17 protein-coding genes and 2 tRNA genes are annotated in these 16,832 nt (G+C 53.1%); 8 read left to right on the top strand and 11 right to left on the bottom strand.

Translation table 11 applies throughout. The features are described 5' to 3' along the window. Window positions 1-102 precede the first annotated feature (102 nt). A complete protein-coding gene (locus K365_RS0107340; protein WP_034624855.1) occupies window positions 103-1,890 on the top strand; it encodes a hypothetical protein in 1,788 nt (595 codons plus the stop codon). Between the two features lie 4 nt (window positions 1,891-1,894). Here K365_RS0107340 and K365_RS0107335 read toward each other — a convergent pair whose 3' ends face one another. Next, the gene (locus K365_RS0107335) at window positions 1,895-2,596 is read right to left on the bottom strand and encodes a GntR family transcriptional regulator (RefSeq protein ID WP_006965838.1); all 702 of its coding nucleotides are present in this window, start codon (window positions 2,594-2,596) and stop codon (window positions 1,895-1,897) included. A 163-nt stretch (window positions 2,597-2,759) separates the two neighbouring features. Here K365_RS0107335 and K365_RS0107330 point away from each other — a divergent pair, with 163 nt between their 5' ends. From K365_RS0107330 to K365_RS0107320, 3 genes are all read left to right on the top strand, one after another. Continuing rightward, window positions 2,760-3,878 carry a transketolase C-terminal domain-containing protein gene (locus K365_RS0107330; RefSeq protein ID WP_006965839.1) on the top strand — a complete coding sequence of 373 codons (1,119 nt, stop codon included), beginning with the start codon at window positions 2,760-2,762 and terminating at the stop codon, window positions 3,876-3,878. Further along, window positions 3,871-5,160 carry a thiamine pyrophosphate-dependent enzyme gene (locus K365_RS0107325; protein ID WP_024334062.1) on the top strand — a complete coding sequence of 430 codons (1,290 nt, stop codon included), beginning with the start codon at window positions 3,871-3,873 and terminating at the stop codon, window positions 5,158-5,160. Before K365_RS0107330 ends, K365_RS0107325 begins: the two co-directional genes overlap by 8 nt. 138 nt (window positions 5,161-5,298) lie before the next feature. Continuing rightward, window positions 5,299-5,577 carry a hypothetical protein gene (locus K365_RS0107320; RefSeq protein ID WP_024334061.1) on the top strand — a complete coding sequence of 93 codons (279 nt, stop codon included), beginning with the start codon at window positions 5,299-5,301 and terminating at the stop codon, window positions 5,575-5,577. Between the two features lie 49 nt (window positions 5,578-5,626). Here K365_RS0107320 and K365_RS0107315 read toward each other — a convergent pair whose 3' ends face one another. The 3 genes from K365_RS0107315 to K365_RS0107305 all read right to left on the bottom strand — a co-directional run bounded on the left by K365_RS0107315 (window position 5,627) and on the right by K365_RS0107305 (window position 8,870). Then, on the bottom strand, window positions 5,627-5,980 hold the full coding sequence (locus K365_RS0107315) for a type II toxin-antitoxin system PemK/MazF family toxin (protein WP_024334060.1): 354 nt from the start codon (window positions 5,978-5,980) through the stop codon (window positions 5,627-5,629). Beyond that, window positions 5,980-6,240 (bottom strand): AbrB/MazE/SpoVT family DNA-binding domain-containing protein, encoded by a 261-nt coding sequence (locus K365_RS0107310; protein WP_006965843.1) that lies wholly within the window; start codon window positions 6,238-6,240, stop codon window positions 5,980-5,982. Before K365_RS0107310 ends, K365_RS0107315 begins: the two co-directional genes overlap by 1 nt. A 164-nt stretch (window positions 6,241-6,404) precedes the next feature. Then, window positions 6,405-8,870: a GcvT family protein gene (locus K365_RS0107305; RefSeq protein WP_024334059.1), complete on the bottom strand. Its 2,466-nt coding sequence runs from the start codon at window positions 8,868-8,870 to the stop codon at window positions 6,405-6,407. Between the two features lie 234 nt (window positions 8,871-9,104). Between K365_RS0107305 and K365_RS0107300 the strand changes: the two genes are divergently transcribed. Next, window positions 9,105-9,950, top strand: coding sequence for an MTAP family purine nucleoside phosphorylase (locus K365_RS0107300; RefSeq protein WP_024334058.1), 846 nt, complete (start codon window positions 9,105-9,107; stop codon window positions 9,948-9,950). Window positions 9,951-9,965: 15 nt separating this feature from the next. Here K365_RS0107300 and K365_RS0107295 read toward each other — a convergent pair whose 3' ends face one another. The 5 genes from K365_RS0107295 to K365_RS0107275 all read right to left on the bottom strand — a co-directional run bounded on the left by K365_RS0107295 (window position 9,966) and on the right by K365_RS0107275 (window position 12,216). Continuing rightward, window positions 9,966-10,388 carry a PGPGW domain-containing protein gene (locus K365_RS0107295; RefSeq protein ID WP_006965846.1) on the bottom strand — a complete coding sequence of 141 codons (423 nt, stop codon included), beginning with the start codon at window positions 10,386-10,388 and terminating at the stop codon, window positions 9,966-9,968. Window positions 10,389-10,413: 25 nt separating this feature from the next. Continuing rightward, the gene (gene surE, locus K365_RS0107290) at window positions 10,414-11,166 is read right to left on the bottom strand and encodes a 5'/3'-nucleotidase SurE (protein WP_024334057.1); all 753 of its coding nucleotides are present in this window, start codon (window positions 11,164-11,166) and stop codon (window positions 10,414-10,416) included. Continuing rightward, window positions 11,163-11,861, bottom strand: coding sequence for a DUF1847 domain-containing protein (locus tag K365_RS0107285; RefSeq protein ID WP_024334056.1), 699 nt, complete (start codon window positions 11,859-11,861; stop codon window positions 11,163-11,165). The genes surE and K365_RS0107285 overlap by 4 nt, the downstream gene beginning before the upstream one ends. 27 nt (window positions 11,862-11,888) lie before the next feature. After that, window positions 11,889-11,965, bottom strand: a tRNA-Arg gene (locus K365_RS0107280). A gap of 71 nt (window positions 11,966-12,036) precedes the next feature. After that, a complete protein-coding gene (locus tag K365_RS0107275) occupies window positions 12,037-12,216 on the bottom strand; it encodes a hypothetical protein (protein WP_024334055.1) in 180 nt (59 codons plus the stop codon). Window positions 12,217-12,343: 127 nt separating this feature from the next. Here K365_RS0107275 and mtgA point away from each other — a divergent pair, with 127 nt between their 5' ends. Then, window positions 12,344-13,048: a monofunctional biosynthetic peptidoglycan transglycosylase gene (gene mtgA, locus K365_RS0107270; protein WP_034624851.1), complete on the top strand. Its 705-nt coding sequence runs from the start codon at window positions 12,344-12,346 to the stop codon at window positions 13,046-13,048. Window positions 13,049-13,144: 96 nt separating this feature from the next. Here mtgA and K365_RS0107265 read toward each other — a convergent pair. Then, window positions 13,145-13,220, bottom strand: a tRNA-His gene (locus tag K365_RS0107265). A 174-nt stretch (window positions 13,221-13,394) separates the two neighbouring features. Between K365_RS0107265 and K365_RS0107260 the strand changes: the two genes are divergently transcribed. Both K365_RS0107260 and selB read left to right on the top strand, forming a co-directional pair. Then, window positions 13,395-13,583: a hypothetical protein gene (locus tag K365_RS0107260; protein ID WP_024334053.1), complete on the top strand. Its 189-nt coding sequence runs from the start codon at window positions 13,395-13,397 to the stop codon at window positions 13,581-13,583. Then, on the top strand, window positions 13,583-15,496 hold the full coding sequence (gene selB / locus K365_RS0107255; RefSeq protein ID WP_024334052.1) for a selenocysteine-specific translation elongation factor: 1,914 nt from the start codon (window positions 13,583-13,585) through the stop codon (window positions 15,494-15,496). Before K365_RS0107260 ends, selB begins: the two co-directional genes overlap by 1 nt. Window positions 15,497-15,501: 5 nt before the next feature. Here selB and hemW read toward each other — a convergent pair whose 3' ends face one another. Beyond that, window positions 15,502-16,707 (bottom strand): radical SAM family heme chaperone HemW, encoded by a 1,206-nt coding sequence (gene hemW, locus K365_RS0107250; RefSeq protein WP_024334051.1) that lies wholly within the window; start codon window positions 16,705-16,707, stop codon window positions 15,502-15,504. Window positions 16,708-16,832 lie beyond the last annotated feature (125 nt).

Below are 16,832 nucleotides of genomic sequence, written 5' to 3'. Positions count from 1 at the left end.
GACAATACCTGCCGTTTAATCCTTGACAGATTTTCCAGGTAAATGATACCTGTTTGGCTGATAAACCCGATGACACCGCAATTTCATACATGGGGGCAGACCATGGACACACACCCGATGAAACAGAAAAATCTTGTGGCCCAATGGGCCTTTGACTGCCGGCCCATTTTGGGCCGGCTCCACCTGTGGCTGGAAAATGTGCACATTGAATGGCTCCGGGGAAAACCGGCCGATGACCTGCTGGACAGCATTTCGTTCACTGATCCGCGCACCGAAAAGATGCTGGCCATGACCCTGGCGGTGACAGCGTTGGGCACCCGGCTGTTCGGCCGGTACGGCCAGGGCGCCGGGCTGGATAAAACCGGGCTGAACATTGTCAAAAAAGACGCGGATGCCATTTCCGCCTATGCCATGAGTGAAAGTCTGTGGTACCTGACCCGGACCCTGCCGGAAAACCATGCCATCATGGTCTGTCTGGGCGAAGGCCTGATGCCCAAGGCCGGGGAAACATCGGAAATGGGGGCCAATCCGCTGCTGGGATTCGGCCGGATTTATGCCCGGCCCCAGGTGGCCAAATTTCTGGAAACCTGGGTCAACCGGCTCATCAATGATCCCGCTTTTTCCTGGGAAGATTTCAAGAAGACCATCGCCCGGGAGGGGATCACCATCTGGGGCGCGGCCATCGATACCCTGGAAAACACTTCCCGGTTTGCCAAAGGCAAAGAAACCGGTCCATTGACCGTGCTGCATCTGTTTGATCAGCCCCTGGCCATCTCAGATCAGTACGAAGGATATATCGGCAACCTGGTGATCCCCAAAAAAGTGGTGGACCGGGCTGCCAAGGATTCCATTCTCATTGATTTCTTCACCCCTCGCCACCGGGTGGTTGAAGCGATTCAGAAAGCCTATCCCGGGATTGAACCCGGGCATATCCATGTGTGGACCCTGAAAGGCGACAGCCGGGCCGGCCGCATCGGTTACTTATGGGAACAATGGGAAGCGGCCGGGGCCCATCTGGTGAATGACGACTGGATGCTGCCCAACGGATGGACGCCGTTCACCGATTCCGGCACCTATGCCCCGACCCTGACCATCGGGGACTGGCAGGACGAAGATAACGACACCCACCTGTTCATTGTGGACGGATATGCGGCGTCGGCCGAAGCCATCCAGGCCGCCAGCCTGGCCCCGATCCTGGATCTGTCCGCATCCCTGGCCGTGCTGTCTTCCCGGTTCCGGTTCACCGCACCTCTGGATGCGGCAGCCATGAAACTGGATCCGGACAGTGATACGTTTGCAGACCAGCTCCGGGATCGGGTGAATGATCCGGATCTGAATCCGGACTTTGTCCAGAAGTATAAAGACAGCATCCTGGCCGCACAAAAAGCCGGTATCCCCCTGAACTCCCGGACCATTACCGCGGATGATCTGATTTCTGAAAAAAAATGGCAGGCCCTGGCCGGAGCCGGATATATGCTGCCCGATCCCTACACCGGGGCCCCGGGGGTCACACAGATTGACGATGACACCTATGAGGTGACAGTCCGCATCACCACGGCTGCCGGAGACAAGCGGATCACCGTCGCCCTTCGCCTGCTGGAGAATTTCAACGAAAGCAAACTGGTATTCAGCCCTTTATTGAACCGGTTTCTCAAGGGTGAGGATTTCCGGCACCGGGCCGTAAAAATTTCCGATTCCGGCAGGATCCGAAATGAATTGCAGACCCTGTGTTCAGAGGCATTGCGCTTTTACGATACCAAAATGATCCTGAACTTTGACAAAATTCCGGAAGCCACCATTTCCAGAGAAGACCAGAAACTGCTGCGGCAGGTCCTTGCCTGGTACAAAAAGAATCACCCCATCTGGTTTGACTGGCTGGAGCTGAGATGATGGGTCACACCATCTTAATGCGCTTTTCCTGCAATGCCCGTCGGGTACTTTCAATGGCATGCTTTTTCACGTTGGCGATATGGCGGGACAGCACGGCACGGGCCTGGGCCAGGTCTTTGTTTTCAATGGCTTCATACAGTTGAATGTGCTCATTGTCCACCCGGTCCATGGGCGTGACAAACAAAATATTGCCCCGGTATTTAAGATACAGCAGATCAAACAGATATTTCAGGGTGTTGAACTGAATCTGGTTGTCGGAGAGCTGGGCCAGTTTCAGATGAAACTCCATGTCCTTGAGCAGCCGTTCTTTGAGATAAATATCCCTGACGGCAGCCAGATGGCTGTCCAGGGCTTTTTTCAACTGGGTGATCCCGCGTCTGCCGATGTTTTCGATGGTGGCGGACAGCAGGGACACCTCGATGAGTTCCCGGAACTCATAAATCTCGGTAATCTCGGCCAGGCTCACGTTTTCAGTATAATATCCCCGGTTGGGCTCATGCCGGACCAGCCCCTGGAACTCCAGATGCTTCAGCGCCTGGATCACCGGGGTGGTGCTCATGTTCAGCCGTTTGGCCAGATCTCCATATGATACTTTCTGGCCCGGGATAATCTCGTTGTGAAAAAACATCCGGCGGATGCCCATATAGGCTTCCCGGGTGAAATCTTCCTTGGTTTTTCTGGGCACGGTCTTTTTTGGTTGTTTCATGAACGTCATCCTTATATCAACACCCGGATAAAATCAATTAAAAATATGGGAATTACACCTTGACATGTTTTAGCAAACCCTTTAAAATCCGTCAAATATTTAATCAAATATCTGATCAGATTTATATTGGATGAATCCGATCAATTTTTTGAAGGAGACCATTATGGCATCTGTATTCATGGAAGGCAACGAAGCCGTTGCCAGGGGGGCCATGGCCGCCGGCTGCAATTTTTTTGCCGGTTATCCCATTACACCGGCCACCACCATATTCAATAATATGCTTAAAATGCTGCCGCCCAGAGACGGTGTCTGCATCCAGGGAGAAGACGAGATTGCATCCATGGGATACTGTATCGGTGCATCCATGGCCGGCAAAAAAGTGCTTACCGCCACTTCCGGCCCGGGTATCAGCCTGTACAGTGAACACATCTCTTTTGCCATCGGCAGTGAGATTCCGCTGGTGATCGCCAATGTTCAGCGATTAGGGCCTTCCACCGGCTCCGCCACAAGAGGGGCGGACTCGGACATCCAGTTCATGCGCTGGGGATCCACATCCGGCGCGCCCGTGATTGTCCTGGCACCCAAAGATGCAAAAGATTGTTTAGAATTGACCGTGCATGCGTTCAACTTTGCCGAAGAGTTCCGGTGTCCGGTGTTCATCGCCTCCAACAAGGAGATCGGCATGACCAAGGAAAGCTTTGACATGGATGACCTGAATCTGCCTCCCCTGGTGGAGCGCACTCCGTACACCGGCACCGGTCCCTATGTACCGTTTGCAGCCGATCCGGAAAAAGCCCCGCCGTTTCTGCCCATCGGCGGCACTACCCTGGTACGCCAGACCTCTTCCACCCACGGCCCGGACGGATATATCACCATCGATCCCCAGATCATTGCCGCCATGCAGCAACGGCTGCACACCAAACTGACCGCTGCCATGGACCGCATCACCCTGTATGAAGAAACCATGGTGCCTGACACCGACACCCTGGTCATCTCCTACGGCATCACCTCCCGGGCCGTGACAGATGCGGCGACCGCCCTGGCTGCAAAAGGCCGGCCCGTGTCCACCCTGTCTTTGAAAACCTTATGGCCGGTTCCTGAGGCCCTGCTTGCAGAAAAAGCGGCCCGATTCAAAAAAATTGTGGTGATCGAGATGAACCTGGGCCAGTACGTCAATGAGATCAAACGCGTGCTGTGCGGCAAACCCGTAAAATTTTACGGCCAGATGAACGGCACGATGATCCCCCCTGCCAAGATTATGGAGACCATTGAAAATGAATAGCTTTTTAAATACCAGCCGACCCCCGGTATTCTGCCCGGGCTGCACCCATGAACGCATTACCAAAAGCCTGGATGCTGCGCTGATAAAGATGGGCATCCCGGATCATAAAACCGTGATCGTCACCGATATCGGGTGTTCCGGTCTGTTTGACACGTTTTTCAATGTCCATGCCCTGCACGGGGTTCATGGCCGGGCATTGACCTATGCCGCCGGCCTGAAACTGGCTGATCCGTCCCTGAACGTCATCGTGACCATGGGAGACGGCGGCATGGGTATCGGCGGCGCCCATGTGCTGTCCGCCTGCCGGAAAAACATGGATTTGACCCTGATCATTTTGAACAACTTCAACTTCGGCATGACCGGGGGCCAGTATTCGGCCACAACACCCAGTGATGCCGTGGTGGGATCCGAATTTCTCAACCAGGCGGAAATTCCCATGGACATCTGCGGTGTGGTGGAAAGTGCCGGTGCCAGCTATGTGTCCCGGATCTCCGGGATGGATGACGGACTGTCCGATGAACTGGTCTCAGCCATGAAACACAAGGGATTTTCTGTTGTGGAAACCTTAGGGTTATGCACGGGCCGGTACACCAAACGCAATCAGCTCACTCCCAAAGTGATCGATCAGATGATCGAACAAAGACCGTCTCCGGGCGGGGTGATCGAGAAAAACCAGCGGCCCGAATATGGAGACAGATACCGGCAGCTGGCAAAGGAAAAAGGCAAATTCCCTGACCCCTTTGTGGTCAAAAAACAGTTTGACATGCCCGATGCCAGACGGCACGAGGTGGTGATTCTGGGATCTGCGGGCATGCGCATCGTCACTGCCGGGGATATGGTCTGTTTTGCCGGAATCTCCGGCGGATTGAACGTGTCCATTAAAAACGACTACAATATCACCGTGCTCAGGGGCCAGTCCGTCTCGGAAATCCTGCTGTCTCCTGAAAAAATCGGATACACCGGCATCGAATCCCCCACTGTGGTGCTGGCTTTAAGTGATGAAGGCGTGGCCCGGCGGCAAAAGATTTTTGCCACCCTGTCCCCGGATACCTATGTGCTCAAGGAAGCCAGCGTGGCCATTCCCGACACCCCGGCACAGGTGGAGGAGATCGATTTCAAGGCCATGAAAATCAAAAAAACCGACTGGGCTTTGACCTCTCTGGCCGTGCTGGCAAAACATGAAATCGTGCTCAACAAAGATATGCTTGTCTTTGCCTTAAAATCCCGGTTTAATGAAAAAGTGTTCAACTTGTCCATGGAAACCGTGAATAAAATTTTGTAACCACGGACCAAACACCCGGATGCGGGAACAGGATCTTCAGGGGCGGCATGACAAAACCCGACGGCATGCGCAGAACAGCGGTGAATCCATCGGCCAACCCCCTGGCCCCTGCCCTCCTGGTCCGGGTGTTTCTGCCTTTTGCGGCTCGGATATTTTCTTTCCTGCCTGTTCCGGATCAACGGATTCCAGATGGCGGCCGGCGGCTTAGACGTCCTGGCCGCCTTCACCCCGGTGGAATTTGCTTTGAGATTCACTGACTGGCGGGGGGTATTCCTGGATCTGGGCGTTCTATGTGTCCTGATGGCGGCTGCCGTGTTCACAGTGGTGCCGGAATCTGACAAAAACCGGTGCCTGAGCCTCCAGATTCTGGGGCTGGCCTGGTTTTTCATATCACCGCTGCTGCAAAACCGATCGTAAGGGCCGGCAGATAACTGCCGGTGATATCCGGTCCGAGACCTGCATTCATTTATTCTGTTACGATAACTTTCACTTTTGCCAACGCTTCGCTTACAACTGATTTCGGGGCTTTTTCTGCAAACTGCCAGCCCCGCTCAACAAAATCGATCATCTTGATTTGATGACACAATACGACCCCGGATATCTTGTTTCCAGCGACTGCGACCTCAAATCCATGGCCTCGGACCCTGCTTGTCACCGGAGCAACCAGGGCAAGCAATATTTTTTTATTGAATACCGCAGGAGAAAGGACCAGGGCTGGTCGCCGTCCCATCTGCTCATGACCGGCTGCCGGGTCAAAATCCGTCCAGACAAGGTCACCTCGTTCAGGGATATACGGTTTATTTTGGGATTTTACCGCCATTACCATTCTCTTCCAACAGGCTCAGCATTGATCCATTTTTTATCATCTTCATCCAGGACAACTGCTTTGGGATCACTTTGATTCAAAAGTTCATCCAGGGTATATTCTTTTTTCTCCTTGACCGGGGTAATAATAATCCTTCCCTCTTTTGCCTCTATGGTAACGGTTTGATCTTTTTCAAGATTAACCACGCGGGCAATGGCTCTCGGTATTCTTGCCGCCAGGCTGTTGCCCCATTTTCTGATCACCAGTTCTGTCATTTTTACACCCTTTATTGATACATTGTATCAACATACTATAACTCAAAAGGTGTTGTGTCAACATTGTTGATACTTTTGTTGCGAAGCGTCCAAAAATCGCACCCGGCTGCATGGATTTAGAGTCCATGTGATCTTGTCCGATCCACCCTCCGCTTCAGCTCACATCATCCTTTTACTCTTTTCATTTCAGGGTCATATAATGGTGTCAGGGAAACAGCTGCCGGACAGGTTTTTCCGGCGATATCGATCTCCCATATGCCGTTTTTTACATATACCCCATCCACCGGCTCATCCGCCTCGATCATGAACAGTCCCACAGCCCCGCCCAGGGAGTATCCGTAGGAACCAGACCGTACATACCCGGCCGGTTTCCCGTTCCGGAAGATGACCTCGCCATGGTGCAGCAAGGGCTCCGGATCCTTGACCAGCACCTGGGCCAGCCGCCGCTGCAAGGGGCCGGCCGCTTTTTTGGCGATACACGCCTTTTTTCCGATGAAATCACCCGGTTTATCCAGCCGGACCGTGAACCCCAGGCCGGCTTCATATGGATCATCGGTGTTGTCCATGTCATGGCCGTAATCCCGGTATCCTTTTTCCAGGCGCAGGCTGCCCAGGGCCTTCAACCCGGCATGGGTCAGGTCAAACGGTTTTCCTGCTTTTACCAGGGTATCATACACGTGCACGGCCTGTTCCGTGGGGATATACAGCTCATATCCCAGTTCCCCCACATAGGTGATGCGCACACACAGGACCCGGCCGTACCCGATGGCAATCTTCTGTGCATGCCGGAAGGGAAAAGCTATATTGGACAAATCTGTGTCGGTCACCGACTGCAGCAGGTCCCGTGACTTTGGTCCCTGTATATTCAACTGGGCATAGGCCGAAGTCATGTCCGTGACAAATGCATGGGAGGTGTCCGGGATATGTCTTTGGATCCAGGCCAGTGCGTGGCGGTGGATGGTATCGGTCACCACCACGAAAAACCGGTCTGGCGAAAGCTTGGTAACGGTGAGATCCGCCATCACCTGGCCATCTTTGTTCAGGCAGGTGGTGTAGGTGATCCGCCCGGCCGGGCCGTTCACGTGATTGGCGCAGATATAATTGAGCACCTTTCCGCTGTCTTTTCCCTGAACCAGGAATTTGGGCATGAATGACATGTCCATGAGCACCACGTTTTCCCGGGCAGCCCTGTGCTCCGCCTCCCAGAACCCAAACCAGGGCTCCCGGCCCCAGGCATGTTTTTCGATGACCGCCTGCTGGGGTGTCGGGGCAAACCAGTCCGCCCCTTCCCAGCCGCTGACATCCCTGAAATACGCACCCTTTGCCTTCAATCGGTCATAAACAGCCGATCTTTTGGCCCCCCGGGCGGTTTTCATGGATTGATAGGGATAATGACACTGGTACACCATGCCAAGGGATTCCACGGTGCGGTGCCGCCGGTATTCCGGGTTGTTCTGAAAGGTGTGGAGCCGGGCCATGTTAAACCCGGTGATGTCCGCCTGGGGATTTCCGGTCATGATCCACCGGGCCATCATCTGCCCGAGACCCGGCCCCATGATAATTCCCACTGAATTGAGTCCTGCGGTCACAAAATAGTTTTTCAGCTCCGGGGCCTCGCCGATGATGGCCTGGAGATCCGGGGTAAAGCTTTCCGGGCCGCAGAAAAACTTTTTCACGCCCAGCGCCATGGTCACCGGCACCCGGGACATGGCTTTTTCCAGAAACGGTCCCATGCGGTCCCAGTCCGGTGCAATCTCCCCGAAGGTGAAATCTTCCGGCACCCGGCCGATCTTCCAGGGGGCGCACCTGGGCTCGAACAGCCCGATCATCAGTCCCCCCACCTCTTCTCTGTAATACCCGTAATGGGAAGGGTCTTCCAGCACCGGCATGTTTTTGGGAATATTGTCCAGCTCTTCGGTGATCAGGTAATAATGCTCGGCCGCCTGGTTGGGAATGTTGATGCCGTCCACCGCCCCGAGCTGCCGGGCCCACATGCCGGCGCAGTTGACCACCGCATCGGCCTGAATGTTGCCAAACGCCGTTTTCACCCCGGCCACGGCCCCGTTCTTTTTGATCAGGCCGGTCACTGCCGTTTTTTCAAATATTTTCACACCGAAATTCCTGGCCCCTCTGGCCAGGGCCATGGTGGCGTCCACCGGGTTGACCCGGCCGTCTTCTTTGACATAAAACCCGGCCAGAAGATCATCCACCCGGGCCAGGGGAAACAGGTCTTTGATCTCCTTGGGGGATATTTCATGGACATCCACCCCGCAGTAGCGGTTGAAGGCCGCCACCCGGCGGTATTCTTCCAGCCGGTCCCGGTTGGCCGCCGCCTCGATAAACCCCACAGGCGTGAATCCGGTGGACAGACCGGTTTCTTCCTCCAGCCGGGTATACAGGTCCCGGCCATAAATCCGCATCTGTGTGGCGGTTTCAGACAAAGACCCGAAGGTCACCATCAGCCCGGCCGCATGCCAGGTGGTGCCGCTGGTAAGTTCATCTTTCTCCAGGAGCACCACCTCTTTGCATCCCATCTGTCCCAGATGATAGGCAATGGAGCACCCGATAATGCCCCCGCCGATAATGATTACCCGGGCATGTCCGGGCAGCACAGTTTCTGATTTCTCCATTTTCTTATCCTGAGATTTCTACAATTTTTATTTCCGATCCATACCCCGCAGTCAGGCATTGTTTATTTGTTGTCACCATACAGCTGTCAGACTTATATTTTTTACAAAGCCAGATCAACCATGAATGCCAAAAAATCTTCAAGATTGAATTTTAATTTTGATATTTACCCGGTTTAATGGTATGTGCCTGTACTGAAAATTCAAATTAACCCTATTTTGAGGAACGCATACAAGATGCTTGCAATTATCGGCGGCACCGGGCTTTATCATATCCAAGGGCTTGAAACCATTGAAACATTGCAGACCGACACCCCGTTCGGATCCCCTTCTGCGCCGATTGTCAAAGCCGCATATCAGAACACAAAAATGCTGTTTCTTCCCCGTCATGGCAAAAACCATGAACGGCTGCCCCATGAAATCAATTATCCGGCCAACATTTTCGCGCTCAAAAAGCTGGGGGCCACCCGGATCATCAGTGTGTCTGCCACCGGAAGCCTTCAGGAAGATATCCATCCCGGTGACATCGTTTTTCCGTCCCAGTATTTTGACTGGACCCGAGGCAGGCGGCAGTCCAGCTTTTTCGGCAGCGGACTGTCAGCCCACATCTCTACGGCTGAACCGGTATGCACCCGCCTGAACCGATGGATGGCAGACCATGCCGAAGAAATGGAGCTGACCTTTCATTTCGGCAAAACCTATGCCTGTGTGGAAGGCCCCCGCCTGGGCACCAAAGCGGAAAGCCATTTTCTGCGCCTGGCCGGATGCGATTTGGTGGGCATGACCAATGTGCCGGAGGCGTTTCTGGCAAAAGAGGCCCAGATCTGCTATGCCGCGATCTGCATTGTCACCGATTATGACTGCTGGAAGGAGGATCCGTCCCACCATGCCAGTCTGGCATCGGTGCTGGCCCTTTACAGTCAGAGCATTGAGTCTGTCCAGGATCTGCTGCGGTTGCTGATGGTATCTGAGCCGCCACCGGCAGATTGCAGCTGCCGGACTTCTTTAAAAGACGCGGTGATCACCCCGGATGCTCAGGTTCCGGCATCTTTCAAGGACATGCTGACAATCTTGCGCAAATAAGATAAAAAACCAGAGTTATCTGTTCTTGAAAATCGGGAAAACAAAAGGCGGCCGCCCTTTTTTTCTGCGTATCCAGTTTAAAGAGGTCTGTATGGTTTTCAGGCGGATCAGAAACCGGATCACCTTTCTTTTCCCTGGAAAATTCATGAGCACCAGCCCCAGAAACAGGGTCAACAGGCCCTGGCCAGGCACAATCAACATCACCAGGCCTAAACAGACCAATACGGCTCCTGCCATATTTTTGACGATCTGCACCCGGGGTCGAAACAACCTGGGCCGGGATGTCGGATTGTCAAACAGCATAAAATAATTGGACGGCAGCCAGGAAACCAGCCAGGAAACCCCCAAAATACTGAAAATAAACCCAGCCACAGATACAATGGTCACCCCGGCCAGCACCGACGGATACTGCATGACCATTTCAAGTATCCGGTTCACTTATGGACTCCTGCAAATGATAACTTCAGTCAATGGAGAATTTGGGCATCTGGGCCAGGGTTTTGTAATCCGTGAGATCACACTGAATCGGGGTAATGGAAAGGCAATTCTGCAAAACAGCATTGACATCGGTATCCGGTTTTCCGGATACCGGCTCCTGAGTGCCATACCAGTAATAGTTGCGCTGTTTGGGATCCTGCCTTTTTTCAAACCGGCTGGACAGATTGTTCAACGCCTGGCGGGTGATTCTAATCCCCTGAATTTGTGAAAAAGCGATTCCCGGTGCATTGACATTCAGGAACGTGCCGGATGGCAGGCCTTTTTCACCGATGGCCTCAACCATATGCATCACATACCGGGCCAGGTTATCATAATCCATGACCTGATCCAGCTTGATGGAGGCGGCCAGCCCGGAAATTCCGTTCAGAGCCCCTTCCCGGGCAGCGCCAACCGTTCCGGAATAGTTGATGTCAATGCCGATATTGCTTCCGGGATTGATTCCGGCAATCACCCAGTCCGGCGGGGTTTTGAAACATTCAGCCAGCCCGAGCTTGACACAATCGGCCGGGGTGCCGTCCACGGCATAAATTTTTTTTTGGCGGCCGGATTCGATTCTGTGCATCCGCACCGGATGATGCAGGGTGATACTGTGACTCACCGCGCTTCTTTCCCGGTCCGGTGCCACCATGACCACCTGGTGTTTTTGACCCAGTACCTTAAACAGCGACTGAATACCTACTGCCTGATACCCGTCATCATTGGTGAGAAGAATTTTCATAAATCAGGATGGCGGATTTTCCGATAATAGGAATCGGCCTGGTAAACAGCGGCCAGAGGGTTGTGTCCGGTGACCCGGTCCTTGACCGCCAGCACGGTGGTAGGCACATTCGTATACTTGAAAAACAGGGAATCATGACCCACGCACAACCCCAAAAGAATATTGAAATCCACGTTTTCCCGGTTCAGCAGCATGGCCTGAAAAACAGGATTGCACATGGATTCGTCTGTTCCTCTGAAAATCTTGTCTTCCTCTTCAATGCCGATCAGGTCTTTAGACGACCTCCCGGCTTTACAGCAAACAGACACCACCTCAAACCCATGATCGGAAAAAATTTCCCCCACCGTGCCGGCCTCACTGGCCAGCCCCAGGCAGAATGCCAGCCCAAGCCGTTGATATCCCATTTTTTTCGCAAATTCACACGTCTCCACAATCCGGGTTTTGCACGGCTGCATCACATAGGGTTTCTGATCCCGATTGGCATAACAGTGAGCCTCCTGCACCGATGCCATATGGGCGAACCGATTCACATCCGATTCCGCATAGGCTTGATTGGCTGTTTCCAGAACCGATGGATACGCCACCGTCGGGCACCCTTTCGGGCCTTTACCCTGATCTGTAAAACAGATCTTATGCGGCACGGAAATATCACAGGCCGCACAGGCCGGGGAGGTCTTTTTTTTCTGATGCGCCATGTTTTCCTCCTGAAGTCTCAATGAATGTGGCACGCCCGGAGGGATTCGAACCCCCGACCCTTGGATTCGAAGTCCAATGCTCTATCCAGCTGAGCTACGGGCGCACAGATTACAAAACGGATCATGAATAACACAGTTACACAAACTTCGCAAGATTCCCAATACCGGGACAGGATCAATCCTTTCCCACCTGATAGGTCCCGTCCAGCCGGCGCCACATATCAGCCAGTTGCCGGTCCAGTTCCGCCACGGCCCGGTCATAGGCTTTTGGGTCCATTGTCCCTTGCTTGAACTTTGTGTCAATGATGAACAATTCATCATCATACCATTTGTCCGGATCGAAATTATATGTCATAAGACGTTTGTTGCCTCTGATCCTTCCAATTATGAGATCTTCTGGTTCATAAAGGGTCTATATCATGGACAAACCGGATTGACAACCACCCGAATTGCCGATACGATTCCGGACAAAAAGGAAACCCATGAAAAAGAAAACACAACGCCACGCCATTGCTGCATGGGTGTTCAAAACCCTGGTCAAATTTTTTCTGGTCCTGGTCAGTCTGACCCTGCTCCAGGTGGCGGTATTCAAATATGTCAACCCGCCGTTTACCGTCAACATGGTATGGGAGCGGCTGCGCCATCAGTGGTTTGATGCGCCCTATGTGGTACCGGCCTATGAATGGCGGAATCTGTCAGACATTTCGCCTCATTTGAAACAAGCGGTCATTGCCGCGGAAGACCAGCGCTTTCTCACCCACCATGGATTTGATTTCCAGGAGATTAAAATCGTTTTGACCCAGGCAATGGAAGGAAAACCGCCCAGAGGCGCCAGTACCATTACCATGCAGGCGGCCCGGTCCGTGTTTATGCCGGCCACACGAAATTTTGTAAGAAAACTGGGGGAAGCCTGGTACACCCTGTTCATGGAACTGATATGGGACAAATCGCGAATTCTGGAAATGTATCTGAATACCGTGGACTGGGGCACGGGTATTGTGGGTGCCCAGGCCGGAGCCCATCGCTATTTCAAAACCACAGCGGCGGGCCTGACCCGGGACCAGGCTGCTTTGATGGCAGCCGTCCTGCCCAGCCCCCACAAATGGTCCCCTGTAAATCCCACCCCATACGTTAAAAAAAGACAGCAGCGAATTCTTGCATACATGCCGAACATGCCTTTGTTGTGAGGGAGACAGACTGATCGCATCATTATCTAATGCCCAATTCACCCAACAAATAAAAACAAAATATCTAAAATGGAAGAATACAGAGAAGAAAAGAAATGGGGTGAGTGACGGGACTTGAACCCGCGACCACCAGGGCCACAACCTGGTGCTCTACCAACTGAGCTACACCCACCGCAAAAAACCTTCATAATATATCTGAATTGAATTTTTTTTTCAATAGTTTTTTAACAAATCCCGCTGAAAAAAGGGGGTGACATTAAACATTGACCTGGCACGGTTGTTTGACTATTATCTTTGGATACAAAAATATTGAAACCATACAAACAATATATAAATAAGGAACGGCATGAATACATTGCTCATCTTTGTGATCCGGCTCATTCTCGGACTGGTGTTCGGCATTCTTCTGATCCGGGTTTTCCGGCCGGAATGGGGGCTGTTTCATGGGGTTATCACCGGTCTGGTGCTGGTGGCCCTGGCCTATGCCATGCGGTATTTTAAAACTTCCAAAGCCGGTAAAAAAGGATCGCTTTAGTGGAAAACATCATACTCGGCACAGCCGGCCACATCGATCACGGCAAGACCAGCCTGGTCAAGGCGCTCACCGGCATTGAAACCGACCGTCTCAAAGAAGAAAAACAGCGGGGCATCACCATTGAACTTGGGTTTGCCTTTCTGGATTTGCCCGGGGGCACCCATATCGGGATTGTGGACATGCCCGGCCATGAAAAATTCGTGAAAAATATGGTGGCCGGGTCTTCCGGGATCGATGTGGTCACCATGGTCATTGCGGCGGACGAAGGCGTGATGCCCCAGACCCGGGAGCACATGGAGATCTGTCACCTCATGGGCATTGAACACGGGCTGATCGCATTGACCAAGACCGATCTGGTGGATGAGGATCTGCTGGAACTGGCCCTGGAAGATATTCAGGATTTTGTGGACGGCACGTTTCTGGAAGACCAGCCCGTCATTCCCGTGTCTTCGGCCACAGGTCAGGGGTTGGATGATTTTCTGGCGGCCCTGGAAAAGATCTGCCGGCAGCTGCCGGAACGCAGATTTTCCTCCATTTTCCGGCTGCCCGTGGACCGGGTGTTCAGCATGAAAGGATTCGGCACCGTGATCACCGGCACCCTGACTTCCGGCCAGATCCGGGTGGGGGAAGACATCATGGTTTATCCCAAACGGATCGTCTCCAAAGTCCGGGGAATTCAGGTGCATTCCAGCAGCGTGAATGAAGCTGGCCCCGGCACGCGCACGGCCATCAATTTCCAGGGACTGGACAAGGAATCGGTCGACCGGGGCGATATACTTTCTACCCCGGACACTTTAATTGAAAGCTATATGGTGGATGCAGGATTTCATTATCTGAAATCCAATGCCAAACCGGCCAAAGTCCGGACCCGGGTCCGGTTCCACTCCGGCACCAGTGAAATTTTAGGATATATGGTCCTGCTTGACCGAGATGAACTGCTGCCCGGCGAGGACGCGCTGGTGCAGTTCCGGCTGGAATCTCCGGTGTGCTGCATCAAGGATGACCGGTATGTGATCCGGAGTTATTCACCCGTCAAAACCATTGGCGGCGGGGTTATTCTCAATCCTGTGGCCAGAAAATACCGGCACATGGATGCCGCCGTCATACAGGGCCTAACCGGTCTGGCAGCAGATGATCCTGAGCAGACCATTCTGTTTTTTCTGTCTTTGAACGGATACAAGGGTTTGAGTTTCAATGATCTGCGGATCATGACCAACCTGTCTGACAAAAAACTGTCTACCACCCTTCAGAAACTGCTGGCCCAGCAGGCGGTCATCCAGACGGACAAGGAAAAACAGACATTTGTCAGCGGGGCGTTTTTTGATGACTTCAAAAAAAAGGTGCTGGAGAAAATCCAGCACTACCATACCGCCAATCCTTTGAAGGAAGGCATGCCCACCCAGGAGCTGAAATCCAAGTTCCGCTACATCAAGGATCCCAGATTTTTCAACATCCTGTTTTCCCGCCTTGAAAAAGAAAATGCGGTCATCCAGGACAAAAACCTGGTGAAACTGGCGGATTTTAAAGTGGCATTGCAGGTGGATCAGCACCAGATCAAAAAAGATATTCTAAGCATCTACCGATCCGCCGGCCTGACCCCGCCTTTTTTCCGGACCGTGTGTCAGGACCTGGATCTGGACAAAAAAACCGCCATGGATGTGCTTCAGATGCTGATCGATGAAAAACAGATCATCAAAACAAAAGATGACCTGTATTTTGATGCACAAGCGATGGCCCGGCTGGAAGCGGAGCTGGTGACATTTCTGAAAAATAACGAATCCATCACCACCCCGGAGTTCAAAGACATGACCGGCATATCCCGCAAATTTGTCATCCCTTTGATCGAGTATTTTGATGCCATTCACCTGACCATCCGGGTGGGGGATACCCGGCAGCTGCGAAAAAAATCATAAGCCTGTCATGTGATCTTCCGGATGATGGCATCCACAATACCGTCCAGACAAGTCAGCCCGGAACGGGTCAACCTGAAATGCCGGGCACTGAAACCTTCTCTGGAATGGTTAAAGAAAACACCGGACCCCTGGTCGGCCAGCCGGTCCATCAGGACCTGAATTTCCGGGTGAAGGCCATTGATATCCACCCCCATGTCTGTCCGCAGTCCCAGCATGATCTGTTCCATTTTTTCCTGGGCCGGACTCAGAATTTCGTAATCTGCCCAGGGCAGGCGCCCGGCGGTCACATGATCCAGCCAATCCTGAATATCCGTCTTGTTCCAGGCACGGACCGGACCGGATTTGACACCATATTTTTGTGCGACAGTGCCTGACAGCCCGTCGGGCACAAACGAATGGGCCGACGGGCCGACTCCCAGATATGCCCCCCGTTCCCAGTAATGGGTGTTGTGAACGGATCGGAACGCGCTGTTTCTGGCAAAGTTGGACACTTCATAATGCGCATATCCGGCATGTTCCAGCACCCGGGAGGTGTGGACAAAAAAATCGGTACGACGGTCCGGATCACAGGGGCTGAATTGCCCGCTTTGATACTGCCCGTAAAAAGGGGTGCCCGGCTCCAGGGTCAGCATATAGCAGGACAGGTGCGGCAGCTGCAATGCCAGGGCCGTGTCCAGATCCGTCTGCCACACATCTGCAGTTTCTTGGGGCAGCGCATACATCAAATCCAGCCCGATATTGGAAAATCCGGCCCGGGCCGCCCCGGACAGGGTCTCAAACACCTGATCCCTGGTATGGATCCGGGACAGAAACGACAGTTTGGCCGGATCAAACGACTGGGCCCCAATGCTGAGGCGGTTGATTCCCAATTGCCTGATACCAGACAGATATGCGGCATCCACTGTCCCTGGATTCACCTCCATGGTGATTTCCGCATCCGGTGTCACCCCAAATGCCTGATGCACGGTTTCCAGAATCCGGGCCGCCTGGGCCACGGACAGCACAGACGGGGTCCCGCCCCCCAGGTAAAGGGTGTGCAAAGGGGCCTGAACCCGGTCGGTTGTCATGTCAGACCAGATCCGGATCTCTTTGCACACCCCGGCCACATATGCCGGGATCAGGGATGGGTCCGTCACTGAAAAAAAGTCACAATACGGGCATTTTCTTTTGCAAAAAGGCACATGAATATATAATGACAATGGCTGACACACGCTGTTTCACCTATGTTTTTGCTGCTTTTTTTTGAACACGGCATGATTTGACGGGTCATTATAAGCGGGGCTGTGATCACAGGTCAATGGCTTTTCACTGCCGGAATTGATGAACGATGCTTGAA

Origin of the sequence: Desulfotignum balticum DSM 7044 (assembly GCF_000421285.1) — a bacterium.
In the GTDB taxonomy this organism is placed as follows: domain Bacteria; phylum Desulfobacterota; class Desulfobacteria; order Desulfobacterales; family Desulfobacteraceae; genus Desulfotignum; species Desulfotignum balticum.
This window is presented reverse-complemented; position numbering and strand designations above follow the sequence as displayed.